At 71.6% G+C, this 14,224-nt stretch carries 16 protein-coding genes; 8 read left to right on the top strand and 8 right to left on the bottom strand.

What is annotated here, in order from left to right:
• Positions 1 to 25 precede the first annotated feature (25 nt).
• A complete protein-coding gene (locus tag Q0994_RS15925; RefSeq protein ID WP_299534769.1) occupies positions 26 to 859 on the bottom strand; it encodes a hypothetical protein in 834 nt (277 codons plus the stop codon).
• A 414-nt stretch (positions 860 to 1,273) separates the two neighbouring features.
• On the opposite strand from Q0994_RS15925, the gene Q0994_RS15920 reads away from it, so the two are divergent.
• The 3 genes from Q0994_RS15920 to Q0994_RS15910 all read left to right on the top strand — a co-directional run bounded on the left by Q0994_RS15920 (position 1,274) and on the right by Q0994_RS15910 (position 3,533).
• Positions 1,274 to 1,438, top strand: a complete 165-nt coding sequence (locus Q0994_RS15920; protein ID WP_299534767.1) for a hypothetical protein — start codon at positions 1,274 to 1,276, stop codon at positions 1,436 to 1,438.
• A gap of 601 nt (positions 1,439 to 2,039) precedes the next feature.
• On the top strand, positions 2,040 to 3,050 hold the full coding sequence (locus Q0994_RS15915; protein WP_299534765.1) for an aldo/keto reductase: 1,011 nt from the start codon (positions 2,040 to 2,042) through the stop codon (positions 3,048 to 3,050).
• Between the two features lie 69 nt (positions 3,051 to 3,119).
• Positions 3,120 to 3,533 (top strand): SRPBCC family protein, encoded by a 414-nt coding sequence (locus Q0994_RS15910; RefSeq protein ID WP_299534762.1) that lies wholly within the window; start codon positions 3,120 to 3,122, stop codon positions 3,531 to 3,533.
• 76 nt (positions 3,534 to 3,609) lie between these two features.
• Here Q0994_RS15910 and Q0994_RS15905 read toward each other — a convergent pair whose 3' ends face one another.
• Complete coding sequence (locus tag Q0994_RS15905; protein WP_299534875.1) at positions 3,610 to 5,823, bottom strand: ATP-binding domain-containing protein; 2,214 nt, start codon at positions 5,821 to 5,823, stop codon at positions 3,610 to 3,612.
• 209 nt (positions 5,824 to 6,032) lie between these two features.
• Here Q0994_RS15905 and Q0994_RS15900 point away from each other — a divergent pair, with 209 nt between their 5' ends.
• Entirely contained in the window at positions 6,033 to 6,893 is an 861-nt protein-coding gene (locus Q0994_RS15900; protein ID WP_299534760.1) for a DUF4097 family beta strand repeat-containing protein, read from the top strand.
• A 127-nt stretch (positions 6,894 to 7,020) separates the two neighbouring features.
• Positions 7,021 to 7,281: a hypothetical protein gene (locus tag Q0994_RS15895; protein ID WP_299534757.1), complete on the top strand. Its 261-nt coding sequence runs from the start codon at positions 7,021 to 7,023 to the stop codon at positions 7,279 to 7,281.
• A 364-nt stretch (positions 7,282 to 7,645) separates the two neighbouring features.
• Here Q0994_RS15895 and Q0994_RS15890 read toward each other — a convergent pair whose 3' ends face one another.
• From Q0994_RS15890 to Q0994_RS15880, 3 genes are all read right to left on the bottom strand, one after another.
• Positions 7,646 to 7,960 (bottom strand): hypothetical protein, encoded by a 315-nt coding sequence (locus Q0994_RS15890; RefSeq protein WP_299534754.1) that lies wholly within the window; start codon positions 7,958 to 7,960, stop codon positions 7,646 to 7,648.
• A 524-nt stretch (positions 7,961 to 8,484) separates the two neighbouring features.
• Positions 8,485 to 8,673, bottom strand: coding sequence for a hypothetical protein (locus Q0994_RS15885; protein ID WP_299534751.1), 189 nt, complete (start codon positions 8,671 to 8,673; stop codon positions 8,485 to 8,487).
• Between the two features lie 115 nt (positions 8,674 to 8,788).
• Positions 8,789 to 8,911 (bottom strand): hypothetical protein, encoded by a 123-nt coding sequence (locus tag Q0994_RS15880; RefSeq protein ID WP_299534749.1) that lies wholly within the window; start codon positions 8,909 to 8,911, stop codon positions 8,789 to 8,791.
• A 66-nt stretch (positions 8,912 to 8,977) separates the two neighbouring features.
• Here Q0994_RS15880 and Q0994_RS15875 point away from each other — a divergent pair, with 66 nt between their 5' ends.
• The 3 genes from Q0994_RS15875 (at position 8,978) to Q0994_RS15865 (ending at position 11,535) form a co-directional block, all read left to right on the top strand.
• Positions 8,978 to 10,288, top strand: coding sequence for a hypothetical protein (locus Q0994_RS15875; RefSeq protein ID WP_299534747.1), 1,311 nt, complete (start codon positions 8,978 to 8,980; stop codon positions 10,286 to 10,288).
• A 189-nt stretch (positions 10,289 to 10,477) separates the two neighbouring features.
• Entirely contained in the window at positions 10,478 to 10,795 is a 318-nt protein-coding gene (locus Q0994_RS15870) for a hypothetical protein (protein WP_299534745.1), read from the top strand.
• Between the two features lie 92 nt (positions 10,796 to 10,887).
• Positions 10,888 to 11,535 carry an HAD family hydrolase gene (locus tag Q0994_RS15865; protein WP_299534743.1) on the top strand — a complete coding sequence of 216 codons (648 nt, stop codon included), beginning with the start codon at positions 10,888 to 10,890 and terminating at the stop codon, positions 11,533 to 11,535.
• Positions 11,536 to 11,815: 280 nt separating this feature from the next.
• Here the strand turns inward: Q0994_RS15865 and Q0994_RS15860 are convergent, their stop codons facing one another.
• The 3 genes from Q0994_RS15860 to Q0994_RS15850 form a co-directional block, all read right to left on the bottom strand.
• A complete protein-coding gene (locus Q0994_RS15860) occupies positions 11,816 to 12,364 on the bottom strand; it encodes a flavoprotein (RefSeq protein WP_299534741.1) in 549 nt (182 codons plus the stop codon).
• Between the two features lie 136 nt (positions 12,365 to 12,500).
• Positions 12,501 to 13,727 (bottom strand): acyl-CoA dehydrogenase family protein, encoded by a 1,227-nt coding sequence (locus tag Q0994_RS15855; protein WP_299534738.1) that lies wholly within the window; start codon positions 13,725 to 13,727, stop codon positions 12,501 to 12,503.
• 9 nt (positions 13,728 to 13,736) lie between these two features.
• Positions 13,737 to 14,210, bottom strand: coding sequence for an SCP2 sterol-binding domain-containing protein (locus Q0994_RS15850; RefSeq protein WP_299534736.1), 474 nt, complete (start codon positions 14,208 to 14,210; stop codon positions 13,737 to 13,739).
• Positions 14,211 to 14,224: the final 14 nt, after the last annotated feature.

The following is a 14,224-nucleotide window of genomic DNA, read 5'->3' as shown; positions in this document are numbered from 1 at the left end:
CGCATGCGGGGCACCGCCGGACGTGTCAGCCCAGGACGCCCCGTACGGCGGCCGTCAGACGGGTGACGAACAGCTCCCGGACGTCCGCCGGGACGAGGTCCAGCGAGAGGTACGGGTTGAGGTCCTCCAACTCCACCAGCAGCAGCTCCCCGCCCGGCGCCCGGCACGCGTCGACGCGCTGGATGCCGTGCGACAGGGTGTTCCAGGCGACGAAGGACCGGGCGAACTCCAGGTCCGTCCCGGTGGCCTCGTACGGCTCCAGCACCCATCGCCGGTCCGGGTGCGGCGCGTACAGCGCGTAGCAGTAGTCCTGGTCCACGAAGTAGAAGGACACCTCGTAGGCGAAGTCGACGCGCGGTTGCACGAGCCAGGTGCCGTCCTCGGCCGGGTCCAGTTCCGGCCGCTCCACGAACCGCAGGCCTTCGGAGTCGGCCCCCAGCTTCGGCTTGACCGCGTACGAGGCGGCCGGCGGCAGGAGGTGCAGGTCGGCGGCGCGGTCCACGGTCGGTATGACGGGCAGTCCGGCCCGCGCCAGATCCACCAGGTACTGCTTGCCCGCCATGTCGCCCGACCCGTCGAGGGCGTTGTAGACCGGCGTCCCCAGCTCCCCGGCGCGGTCCCGGAACGCCGCGTACTCCCGCGGGTAGTGGAGGACCGGACCGCTGTTGCGCACCACCGTGGCGTCGAAGCGGCCGAGCAGCGCGGCGGCGTCACGCGGGTGGCACAGCGCCAGGTCGAACTCCGCGCGCAGGCGGGAGGTCAGGAAGATGTCCTCGTCGCAGTAGCGGCGGCCGCGGGCCTCGTAGGCGAGGTCCGTGACGAACAGGACGGAGGGCCGGCGGCCGGCGGCGGTGCTCACGAGGTACCCCAGGGTGGGAGCGGACGGGCAGGTCACCGGCCATTCTCGCGGGCCCCGCGCCGGGGAAGCCACCGGGTCCGTCCGGGCGGGCGGCGGCGCCCTCCCGGCGCGCGGGGGCGCGCCCCGACACGCGGCGGGAGGCCGGGAATCGGGCCGATCCGGAGGAAACCTCGGCCCGCACGGCAAATCGGTGCCATGGAAGCGCGGCGCAGACCTTACAGTTCTCCAGGCGGCCGTTGCCGGGTCGACGGGGAGAACGAACGGGCGGCAGCGCGGCCTGCGGGCGCGCACGGCCGTTCCGCGGCCCCCTCTACCGGACCGCAGGCCGCCCGCCGCCCGGAAGTCACGGGCCGCACCGAGCCCCGAAACCGTCCACCTTCTCGTGGGCGCGTACTACCGAACTGGAGTGTGACCATGCCTCTGCAGCCGCAGCCGGTCGAGCGCCGTGCCGAAGGCACCGCCGACATCCGCCCTGCCGCGCGCCTCGGCCTGGCCGGGGGGCACCTGGCCCCGCAGTACGCGGACCTCTTCCTGGAGCCGGACATCCCCGCCGCCCCGGACGACGCCGACGAGGTGTGACGACGAAGCCCGAGTCGCCGCCCCGGGCGAGCGCCCCCCGTCGCGGGACGGGGGCGCCGGCCACGACCGGACGGGGTGGCCCCCAACTACGGCTTCGGGCCGGGCGGTGACGGCCCCGAGCGTGGGTTCCGGCCGGGGGTCGGCGACGGTCCGAGCGTTCTTGTGTGTCGGCCCCGCGGGGTTCGCGCTCGGCGTGTGCGGGCGGTCGCCGCGGGCCGGAGGGCTGACGGAGCGCGGCTGCGGCCGGTCCTGGGGAGTGCGAACGATCGCGCTCCCTTTTTTGCATGCCCATCGTCTTGTGCCTGCCGCGTGCCTGCCGCCTGCCTGGCGGGTGCCGCGTGCCGCGTGCCCCCGCCCCCTGCTGCACGGATGGATTCCCCTTCAGCCCCTTCAGCGCCGCTGACCTTCCGCGCCCGCGGCACGGCCCCGCCCCGCTCTCACATCTGCGATGAGAGCCCATTACTTCCGTGCGCCGTTATAGTGCGTTTGCATTAGCCAGCGCATGCAAGTATTGTTCTGGCTTGTCAGCCCCACATGCACCCGTGCGACCCGCGCCCCACACCCGCGCGCCGCGCACCCGTACAGACAGAGGTACATCCCCATGAGCATCCGCGACCTGCTGCCCGGCCGCATCGGTTTCGGCACCGCCCCTCTCGGCAACATGTTCCGCGCCATCCCGGACGAGGAGGCCGCGGCCACCGTCCAGGCCGCCTGGGACCAGGGCATCCGCTACTTCGACACCGCCCCGCTGTACGGCGCGGGTCTCGCCGAGATCCGTCTCGGGGACGTACTGTCCGAGCAGCCCCGTGACGCGTACGTCCTGTCGACCAAGGTCGGCCGGGTCATCCTCGACGAGATCGAGGACCCCGCCGCCCGCGAACTGGGCGAGAAGGGCGCGCTGTTCGAGCACGGCCGCCCCAACAAGATCGTCAACGACTACGGCGCCGACGCCACCCTGCGCTCCGTCGAGGACAGCCTGAAGCGGCTCAGGACCGACCGGCTCGACATCGTCTGGGTCCACGACGTCGCCCAGGACTTCTACGGCGACGAGTGGGTCGGCGTCTACGAAAGCGCCCGCACCGGCGCGTTCCGCGCGCTCACCCGGCTGCGCGAGGAGGGCGTCATCAAGGCATGGGGCCTCGGCGTCAACAAGGTCGAGCCGCTGGAGATGACCCTCGACCTCGACGAGCCGCGCCCCGACGCCTTCCTGCTGGCGGGCCGCTACACCCTGCTCGACCACGCCCGCGCTCTCCAGCGCCTGCTGCCCGCCGCAGCCGCCGGTGGGGTCGACCTCGTGGTCGGGGGTCCGTACAGCTCCGGCATCCTCGCCGGCGGCAACCACTTCGAGTACGCCGAGGCGCCCGACGACATCGTCCGCACGGTCGGCGTCATCAAGGACCTCGCCCGCGAGCACGGCATCGGCATCAAGTCCGCCGCGCTCCAGTTCGCGCTGGCCCACCCGGCCGTCGCCGCCGTCATCCCCGGCGCCACCCGCCCCAGCCGCATAGCCGAGGACCTCGGCGCCCTCGACCAGGACGTCCCGGCGGCCTTCTGGGCCGCCCTGCGCGAGCGCGGGATCCTCTCCCACGACGCGCCCGTCCCTACCGTCTGAGCGCACCGGCCCGACCCCGGCCCCCGTACGTGGCCCCCGTACGTCCGAGAACTCCGAGGAGACACCCCCATGGCTTCCACCCTCGTCACCCGCGACCTGCCGCACTCCGCCGAACACGTCTGGCGGCTCGTCGGCGGCTTCGGCTCCCTGCCCGACTGGCTGCCCTACATCCCGCACAGCGAGACCAGCGAGGGGGGCCGGCTGCGTACCCTGACCGACGCGGACGGCTCCACCATCGTCGAGCGCCTCGAGACCTTCGACGAGAGCGCCCGCAGCTACTCCTACTCCATCGCGCGGGCGCCCTTCCCCGTCACCGGATACCGCTCCACCCTGCGCGTGGTCGACCGGGGAGCGGACGGCTCACGGGTCGAATGGTCCGGCTTCTTCACGCCCGACGGCGTGGGCGAGGCGGAGGCGACCGCGCTCTTCGACGGGATCTACCGCGCCGGCCTCGACGCCCTGGCCGAGACCCTCGGCGCCTGACGGCACTGCACGGCCCCGCCGCCCGCACGGATCGCGAAGGGCGGGGCGGCCGCCCGGTGCCGGGCGCCGAGCACGGTCAGAGCAGGGCGTCCGGCAGCGGCTCGCGGTGGACGATGCCCAGCCGCTGGGTGGCGCGGGTGAGCGCCACGTACAAATCGCTCGTGCCGAACAGGGCGGGCTCCACCACCAGCACGTGGTCGAACTCCAGCCCCTTGGCCTGGTGCGGATCGAGCAGCACCACCGGACGGGACAGGTCGGGGTCCTCCCCGGCCGTGATGCCCGCCGCCTCGGAGGCGACCTCCTCGTGCAGGGCTCGGGGAGCGATCACCGCCAGCCGCCCCTTTCCCGGCTTCAGCTCCTCGACCGCCCGCGCGACCGCGCCCGACAGGCCCTCCGCCCCGGCACGCCGCGTCCACGGCCTCTCGCCGGTCGACCGCACCGAACCGGGCGGCTCGAAGGACGGGTCCCCGGCCCGCACGACCTTCGCCGCCAGCTCCATGACCTCAGCCGGGGTGCGGTAGTTGACCTTCAGCCGCACATGCTCGAAGCGCCCGCCGACGTACGGTTCCAGCAGCGTCCGCCAGGACCCGGCGCCCGCCCCGGTCGAGGTCTGCGCCGGGTCGCCCACCAACGTCATCGAGCGGGTCGGCGAGCGGCGCATCAGCAGCCGCCACATCATCGGCGACAGCTCCTGCGCCTCGTCCACGATGATGTGCCCGAACGCCCAGGTCCGGTCGGCCGCCGCCCGCTCGGCCGCGCTGCGGTGGTCGTCCTCCTCCTGCCGGTCCGCCATCCGCTCGGCGTCGATGAGGTCGTGGGCGGCGAGCACCTCGGAGTCCTCCTCGTCCTCGAACTCGTACGTCTCCGAGCCCCGCGACAGATCCAGCACCCCCTGCGCGTAGGCGATCCGCTCCTGCCGCTCCGCCTCGGCGGCGGCGCGGGCGGCGCTGTCGTCCGCGCCGAGCAGCTCGGCCGCCTCGTCCAGCAACGGGACGTCGGCGACGGTCCATCCCTGCGCGTCCGGCGCCCGGCGCAGCGCGTGGGCGTCCTCGTCCGGTACGTAACGGGGGTCGGCGAGGTAGTCCGCGAGGAAGTCCTCCGGGGTGAGCAGTGGCCACAGCTCGTCGATCGCCGCGTGCACCTCCTCACTGACCGCGACGCCCTTGCCCAGTTGCGCGAGGTCGTCCGGGCCGAGGAAGTTGGGGCCGCCGTAGGGGTCGGCGCCGATGCGCTCGGCGAGCTGCGCGGTCAGCGCGTCGATGATCCGGAAGGCGAAGTGCGGGCGGGCCAGGTTGTGCGGCAACCGGGTCTCCCGGGCCGCCTGCCGCGCCTCGTAGGCGATCTCCCAGTCCAGCAGCAGATCACCGTCGTCGTGCCGGACGACCACCGGCGCACCGGGCTCGGGCAGCCGCTGCCGGTCCTGGACGGCCAGCGCCAGCGCCTCGGCCATCGCGGTCGAGCCCTTGACGCCGGCGACGTGCGGCGTGTCGACACCGGTGGCCCGCACCCCGGGGAAGAGGTCGGCCTGCGTCGCCAGCAGCACCCCGGTCTCACCGAGCGCGGGCAGCACCTCGCCGATGTACCGCAGGAAGGCGGGATCGGGACCGACGATCAGCACCGCCCGCTTGGCCAGCAACTCCCGCTGCTCGTACAGCAGATAGGCCGCGCGGTGCAGGGCGACCGCCGTCTTTCCGGTGCCGGGGCCGCCCTCGATGACCAGCACCCCGCCGTGCGGAGCGCGGATGAGGCGGTCCTGCTCCGCCTGGATGGTCCGCACGATGTCGCTCATACGACCGGTGCGCGCGGTGTTCAGGGCGGCGAGCAGCACCGTGTCGCCGTTCGGGTCCTCGAAACCGGTGTGGTCCTCGTCCAGGTCGAGGGTCTCGTCGTGCAGCGCGGTGACGGTGCGCCCCTCGGTGGTGATGTGGCGGCGACGGCGCAGCCCCATCGGCGTGTGACCGGTGGCGAGATAGAAAGGCCGCGCGACCGGTGCGCGCCAGTCGATGAGAAGAGGCGCCGAACCCGCCTCTTCCTCACGGATTCCGATGCGGCCGATATGGTGCGTCGCGCCGTCGGAAAGATCGATGCGGCCAAAACACAGCGAACCGTCGACGGCGTTGAGCGCGGCCAGCAGACCCGAGCGTTCCGCGACCAGCACCTCACGTTCGAGACGGGCCTGCCGCCCGGTCCCCACCGGCGCCAGCGCCTCCTCGACCCGCTGCGCGGCGGCCCCGCGCAGCACGTCGACACGGTCGTGGACCCGGTCGACGAATTCCTGCTCGCTCCGCAATTCCGCGCTTTCCCGATTTGACAAAACGGCTCCCTGCCGGATAACGTGTCTCTTGTCAGGCCCCCGGTGCGGGGCCTTTTTTCATGCATGCAGAACCACCGAATATACGCTCCGAATTCCATGCCGTGCAATTCTCGTGCGGGCCGTGACCGGCGCTCGGCGGAGCTGCCGGCGCCATGGCGGGGTCTTCCGGGGGCATACGGGCATCCATGACTACCTCGACGCCGTCCACTCCGGCCCACGGCCCCGCACGTCGCGTGGCCGCCGCCCTGCTCACGGTGGCCCCCCTCGTCCTCGTCTCCGCCTGCGGCGACGACCGGCCGGCCGGGGCGGAAGGGCCCCCGGCGCTGGACCGGGGCGCCCGTCTGGTGATCACGACCGAGAACGGGGTTCGGCTGCGTCCCGTCGAGGGCGACCGCGTCGCGGCGGACTCCGCGGTGCGCGGCGCGTGGTCCCACCGGGACGGCACCTGGGTGCTCGACCTGGCCTGCCGGGACCGCCGGGACGGACATGACGACGGTGGCGATGCGGACGGCTGCCCGCGCATGCCGACGGTCGGGGTCCCGGCCGGCGTCCCGGTCACGGTGACCGCCCGCAACGCGGGCATCGACGCGGTGGGCGTGGAAGCGGCGTTGGCCCTCACCACGGTCAACGGCGATGTGACGGTGACCCGTTCCGGCGGCGGGGACGCCGACGTCCGGCTGGTCACCCGCAACGGTTCGGTACGCGCGGAATCCCTCGCCGCGGGCCGACTGGAGGCCGAGACGGTGAACGGCGACGTCACGCTCGGCGGTGCCACCTCGCCGTCCCGCGTCACCGCCGCCACCACCAACGGCTCGGTCCGCGTCACGCTGCCGCACGACGCCCCCGCCTACGACGTCACGGCCGGCACCCGAAACGGCCGCACCTCGGTCCTCGTCCCGCAGACCCCCGGCTCCGGTGGCGACTCAGGGTCCGGCGACGGCTCCGGCGCGGGTGACGGGCCCGGGTCCGGTGGGGGCGACGCGGCCGACGGGCGGGCGATGAACCTGAGCACCGTCAACGGCGACGTCACCGCCGGCCTCGGCTGAGAGACGTCCCGACTCCTCAACCGGCCCACGCGGTGGGGGAGTCGGCCGGGTCCGACCGGCGGGTGACCCCGGTCCCGTACGACGCCCGATCGCGTTTCGCTTCGGGCGGACCGGGCAACCGGCGGTCATGGACAGAAACGAAGAGACGACGGACGTGATCGAGACCCAGGGAGACGAGCACCGCGTCATCCTGGCGGCGGACACCAACGGCGACGGCAAGGCCGACGTCTGGATCACCGACACCACCGGTGACGGCGTGGCCGACCTCTACCAGTTCGACACCAACGGCGACGGCGAGGTCGACGTGACCGTGGCCGAACTCGCCGACGGGCCGGGCGAGGAGCGCGTCGCGGTCGAGGGCGACGGCGGCCACCCGGTGGAGCCCTGAGCCTGACCGGGCGGAGGGGTACCCGAGACCGCCACCACTCAACGGGGCTGCCGGGAACCGGACGCCGGACCCCCGACGCGGGGCGCGGGACCGGGAGCCCCACCCGTAAGGAACGGAGCCCGTAGCCCGTCGCCGTCACCAGGAGACCGGAGCGTACGGGGGACGCCGCATCGGGGGGCCGAGCGCCTGCCGCAGCACGGCGGAGCGGCGATCTGGGCCCGTCAGAGCCCCGAGGGGTGACTGAAAAGCCAGTCGGTGTGCCGATCGCGCATCCGGTCACGCGCTTCGGGTGTGGTGGGGAAGACGTCGGCAGCACCGTCGTAGGAGCTGTGGAGGATTCCCGCCACTTCGTTGTCGGCGGTATCTAAGGCTGCTGGTTCGGCGGTGACGCGGCACGGGTGACCTGGGCGGTCCAGTTCCCGGGTTCCCGGGGAGGATCCCAGATCACGTCGACGCGCGCTTCATGGAAGTCGCGCGCGAGTCCTGCCACCATGGCCGCTGCGGCGGCTTGTGCCTCAGTCGGGTCGGCGTTGGCCGAAAGGCCGGCGAGGTGCCCGCAGAGCATCCCGCCGTCCACGGCGAGGACACTGTGGCGCCAACCCGCCGGCGTCGAGAGCAGGACGATGCCCTTCGGCATGCCGAAGGGAGGTTGCCCCTTCTTCTCGCGCTTCCTCACCATGGAACCATCCAACCGGATCGGCTACCCGACGTTTGAGGCGGTCGGGATTTCAGAGGTCCGGACCCGCCCCTGGAACTGGAGCGGGTGGTCAAGGGGTGCGTACCCGCTGAACACAGGCGGGGCCGCTCTGGCGACGGCGGCGTCCACGCACTTCCGGCGGGCATGCGCTGCGGTTCGCTCTACCTCGATCGCTGACCTGTTGGCGGTTCCGCGCCCCAGGAAAGAGGCACGGTCCTGGTCGACGTGGAGGAGGAAGTCGGCAACGGGCCCCGTCGGTGACACCCGGGTCAGGACGCTTTCGATGCGCTCGTAAGCGTCGTCGAACCGTTCGAACTCTTCGGCCTCCAGATGGTGTTGAGCTCGTCGAACCACGGTCTGACCCGGTCTCGGAGTCCGAGCGGCCCGCGATGTGCGGCCCGCTCCGGCGAGCCCGACACCCACGGCCGACCGCTTCGTCATGCCGGTGAGTTCGTCTTGAAGGAGTCAACGAGCCCACGACCTCGCCGCACGGGTTGCGGATCGCGCTAGCGGTACTGCTCCGCCCCGTCCTGCTCGGCCCGTATCACGACCGACCACTCCGTCAGCAGGCGTTCGTACTCCCGGTGGCCCTCCGGCGACAGATGTCCTCCGCTCCGCCGCCACAGCGCGCGGATGTCCGCGTTCACCTCGGCGAGCGAACGCGCGGGCGCGGCGGGTGAAGGATAAGTGTGCATGCCAACAGAGTACGTCCATCAACTGGCGGGCCGCCTCCACGCATTCGTGGATGCGGCGAAATCGGCTGGAAGCGTTCCCCGCCGGGGCTGGACCGGGACACGGACTGCCGCATCGTCATCCCCTGGGAGGGGTGACGATCAAGTCCTGGGCGGGCGCGCGTACCCCGGACAGGATGCCGCCCCAGTGCGCCCGGAAGCTCCGGTACTCGTCCTCGTGGTACCCATCCCATCCGAGCATCGCAACGGTCTGCCCTTCTCGTCGGATCACAGCCGTACTCTGTTGTCGCCGAACGAGGGGGAGACGATGATTGACTACCGCAAGGCGATCGTGCCGGTCTGGACACTGGCGACCGGGGACGTCCGGGTGCCCGTGCTGGACGGTGGCGGGCCGCTGACGCCTGAGCGTGTGGCGGAACTGCGTCATGTGCTGGCCGTCATGGCCGGCGAGCCCGTGGCCACGCTGGAGATGCACGCGCTGCCCGACACGCTCGACCGAGGCCGGGGCATCCCCCTCGACGCTGTGAGTCCTCTGGCTCAACACCTGTCCCAGCTCATCACCCAATCCGCGCGGAACTCGTCCGCGGCGGCGACTGCGGCAGCCGCCGGCGAAGGCTTGTACCGCATGGTCATCCCCGCGAAGGTCGCCGCCCAGTTCGGCCAGGGCCTCATTCGCCCGATGATGGCGAAGGGAATGAGCAACGGATTCCGGGGACCACTCATAGATTCAACCGGCACGATCGTCGCCGGTGCGAACTTCGTGCCGGTGGGCACGGCCACGGCAGCGAGCGCGGTCGGGGGCGCCGGGGCGACGGCCGGGGTTGCGGCCGCCGGCGGCGCTGCACTCACCGTGGCTGCACCGCTCGTGCTGATGGCCGTGGCGGTCGGGGTGAGCGCTCACGCCGATCAGAAACGTCAACAGGCCATCGAGCGCATTACGGAATTGCTGGAACAACTGCAGGAACAGAAAATCGAAGGTGAGCAGAGCGAGCTCGACGGGTGCCGTGACGCCATTGACAAGGCCACCGCCATCCTGCTGGACCAGGGCAAGCTCGGCGCCTCGCTCGGACTGGACTCGGCGGTGCACGCAATCAACACGGCGCTGGGCGCTGCCGACCGGCGGCTGCGGGGATGGCAGAAGGCTCTCGACGGGTTCCCCGAAGGCAAGCCCGTCGGGGTCGACGTACTGGCCAAGGCGTTCCCCGGGGTCGACGAGCAGGGCGGCACGTTTCGCGCGCACCTCGAACTCGCAGCCCTGGCGATCGCACTGAAGCAGCGGGTCGTCGTTCTGCAGGCCGTCGAGCACGCGCAGAGCGACTCGGGCAATCAGTTCGAGAACTTCGCGCGGGCGCTCAAGGCGGACCACCAGCGTCTCGCCGAACTGGAGTCGAGTATCGCCGGTGTCCTGGAACGCCTTTCGGCTCTGGAGCTGGCACGTCCCCAGAGTCTGCGGCCCGTTTTCACCAATGGCGAAGTCGACCGGCTGCTGCGGGCGGCCAACCTCATTCGCCGCCTTGGCGGCGGAGCCCCGAGTAAGTCCCCCGCGACGGATGTGGCGATCGAGATCGCCCGTGACAAGGACGGCTCGGTCGTGGTGTTCCCCGCATTGCCCGCGTGATCGATTCGGTGGACAGGGATCGGGCGTGTCCACGACGTTTCTGGGCGCGGCCGTCCCAAAACAGAAGGTGGGCAACGACCGGTTCGCGGGATCTCGCAGCGTCGCGCCGGGGCTGCGACCCCTCCCTCGGCGGACCTGAGGCGCTGACCTGGGATTTCTCCTTCCGCTCTTTCCGGGAGAGACTGTCGCATGCACTTCGACGATCTTCCTGACAACGTGATACCGCTCTTCGCGCCCGAACCCGCGACCGAGGAACGGCGGAAGGCGCCTGCCTCCGAGAGCGACAAGCAGCGGAAGATGGTCGAGACGTGGGAAGCGCTCTACCAGCACCACAAGCAGACGCTCACCCACCCGGAGACCGCGGCATCCCTGCGCGTCGCCATGGAGATGGTGGAAATGCTCCTCGACGGCGCGAAGAAGGCCGGTGTGATCGACAAGGAGCAGCGCAGCCAACTGCGCGGCATCGTGCGCACCGGACACGCGGCGGCCGAAGAACTCTCGCGCTGACCGACGGTCGTACTCCGGGCCGCCGCGCCGGCAGACCTCCGGGGGGTTGGAGCCGGGCACCCGCAGTCCGCACCCGCCCCTAGGCTCGACAGGTGATTGACACCATCGTCCTCGACGTCGGCGAAACCCTGGTCCGCGACGACCGCTACTGGGCCTCCTGGGCCGACTGGCTCGGCGTCCCACGGCACACGGTCAGCGCCCTCGTCGGCGCGGCCGTCGTCAACGGCCGGGACAATTCCGACGCCCTGCGCCTGGTGCGTCCCAGCATCGACATCGACACCGAGTACGCGGCCCGCGAAGCTGCGGGCCGGGGGGAAGAGCTGGGCGAGGCGGACCTGTACCCGGATGTGCGCCCCGCGCTGGCGGGGCTGCGCGTGCTCGGTGTCCGCGTCATCGTCGCAGGCAACCAGACGGAGAAAATGGGCCGCCTGCTGCGGGCCCTGGAGTTGCCCGCCGACCTCGTCGTCACCTCGGCGGAGTGGGGCGCGGCCAAGCCTGACCCGACGTTCTTCGCCCGTGTCCTCGACGTCTCCGGAGCTCCCGCCGACCGGACCCTGTACGTCGGCGACCACCCGGCGAACGACGTCCATCCGGCGAAAGCGGCCGGGCTCCGCGCCGCGCATCTGCGCCGTGGTCCCTGGGGGTACTGGTGGGCGGACGCCCCGGAGGTGACCGAGGCGGCGGACTGGTCGATCAGCACGCTCACCGACCTGATCAGCATCGTCACCAGCACCAGGTAGAAGAACAGCCCTGCCCGGAGCGCTGGTCGGACAGGACCATGCGCGCCAACGGCATGTCCGACGGTGCGGTTCGGGACGAACGCTCCGAGCCGAGCCACTATGCCACGCGTTGCGCCGGGCCGGTCAGGGCGTGTGGGCTGCTGGACGACCGCCTCTGCTCAGGCACTCCCGTCGCCCCTTCGCCCCCAGCTGCCCGTCGTGCGCTTGCAGCAGAGCGCGCAGGGCCGAGTTCACCACGGTCGGCGGGTGCGCGGCGTCGGGGGAGGGGCATGCGACCGGCTCACATGGCCGGACTGGCAAGATTGCTGATCGCGTCCAACGCCCGATGCCACGGAAACGACGCCGGATCCCCCTGCTTCGGCGGGTGCGACTGGTACCCATCAGGACCGTCGAGGACGAGTACCCCTTGCCCGCGCAAGTCCGCGAGACTCCGGGCCACGGCCGGCTGGGCTCCCTGGGCCTGGTTGAAGTACGGCATCACCGCGACCGGCACACCCATGTGCACGGCCTCCGACGGCAGCCCGATGGCCAGGGTGTCGGCGATCCCGTTGCCCCACTTGTTGAGCGTCGTGGACGAGATCGGCGCCACCAACATCACGTCCGCCTTCGGCAGGGCGTCCCGCTCGCCCGGCACCTTGTACTGCGACCGCACCCGGTGCCCGGTCAGCGCCTCCAATTCGCCCATCCGCGACTCCCACCAGCGCACCGCCGACGGTGTCAGCACCAGGCACACGTCCCAGCCGCGGGCCTGCGCCTGCCGCACCCCTTCGTCGATGTGCTCGGTCGGGCCGGCAGCGCAAGCGATCAGGTACAGAACTCGTCTCGTCATCCGGCCAGTGGGTGGATGCGCGGTGACACTACGGTCTGGCAAGCTCACCCGGACCTACCCGGATCGTGGATAATTGGCGAGACGAAGTCCCCCGCGAAGGCCCGAACAACACCACGCAACCGCGCCCTACGCCCCCTCAACGGATCTGCCGCCCCGTGATCGCGCGGGCGATGACCAGGCGTTGGATTTCGCTGGTGCCCTCGAAGATGGTGTAGATCTTGGCGTCCCGGTACATGCGCTCCACCGGGTGCTCGCGGCTGTAGCCCGCGCCGCCGAGGATCTGTACGGCCTTCTCGGTGGCGGTGACCGCGAGTTCGCCCGCGCGCAGTTTGGACATGGAGCCCTGGCCGGCGTCGAAGGTCTGTTCGTTGCGGGCCATCCAGGCGGCCTGCCAGATGAGCAGGCGTACCGCCTCGATCTCCGTGCGGATGTCGGCCAGGGCGAAGGCGATCGACTGGTTCTCCACGATGGGGCGTCCGAAGGCCTCGCGCTGACCGGCGTATTCGAGGGCGTACTCGTACGCGGCGCGGGCGATGCCCAGGGCCTGGGCGCCGACGGTGGGGCGGCTGACCTCGAACGTGGCCATCGCGGCCTGACCCCGGCCGCCGCCGCGGCCGGAGGCGCCCTCGCGGGCGCGGGCGAGGCGGGCGTCCAGCTTCTCCTTTCCGCCGAGCAGGCAGTGCCCCGGTACGCGTACGTCGTCGAGGAAGAGGTCGGCGGTGTGCGAGGCGCGCAGGCCCAGCTTCTTGATGGTCCGGCCGGCCTCCAGCCCACGGGTGCCGGGCGGGACGACGAAGGCGGCCTGGCCGCGGGCCCCCAGCTCCTGGTCGACCGAGGCCACCACCACGTGGACCTCGGCGATCCCGCCGTTGGTGATCCACGCCTTCTGCCCGGTGAGCACCCACTCGTCGGCGGCCTCGTCGTAGCGGGCGCGGGTGCGCATCGCCGAGACGTCGGAACCTGCCTGCGGCTCGGACACGCAGAAGGCGGCCACCTTCGGGTCGTCCTCGTCACCGAAGCACTGCGGCACCCATTCGGCGAGCTGGTCGGGCGTACCGGAGGCGAAGATCCCTGCGACGGCGAGGGAGGTGCCGAAGAGGGCCATGCCGATGCCGGCGTCGCCCCAGAACAGTTCCTCGTTGGCTATCTGGAGGGAGAGCCCCGTCGGGTCGCCGTACATGTCGGCCAGCGACTCGAAACCGTAGAGGCCGATCCGGGCGGCCTCCTGGATGACCGGCCAGGGGGTCTCCTCGCGGGCGTCCCACTCGGCGGCGGCCGGGCGCACCACGTCCGCGGCGAAGCCGTGCACCCAGTCCCGCAGGTCCCGCTGTTCCTCGGTCAGGGCGAGGGAGAAGAAGCTCATGGCCGCCCCTCAGGCCTTCGGTATGTCGAAGTAGCGGGTGAGCCCCGACGCCAGCCCGACGTCGCCGACGACCTTGAGCTTGCGCATCATGAACATCGTCACCGGGTTGCCGTTGCCGGAGACGAGCTTGAGGAAGTCGGGGTCGGCCATGACCAGGGTGGTACGCGGCTCCGCCTCGGAGCGGCCCCGGCGGATCTCGCACGCGCCGCCGGCGATGTCGGTCTCGAAGACCTCGTCGCTCTCACCGGTGATCTTCCAGCGGATGAGCGCCTTGAGCTGTCCGGCCGCCTCGGGCCGGAACTGCTGCTTCATCCGGTCGAAGACGGCGGTGAGCACCCGCAGGCGCAACTCCCCGTGCATGACCTCCGCGAGCTGCTTGGCGGAGAGCCCCTTGACGATCCGCGCGAACTCCTCGGGGGAGACGGCGGCGAAGTCGAGGGCGGCGAGTTCGTCGGTGAGGTTGCCGCTGCTGTGGTCGGCCACGCCAGTTCCTTACT

The organism is uncultured Streptomyces sp. (genome assembly GCF_947488945.1).
In the GTDB taxonomy this organism is placed as follows: Bacteria; Actinomycetota; Actinomycetes; order Streptomycetales; family Streptomycetaceae; genus Streptomyces.
The sequence above is the reverse complement of the archived record's forward strand: the minus strand, read 5'-3'. Positions and strand labels throughout refer to the sequence as shown.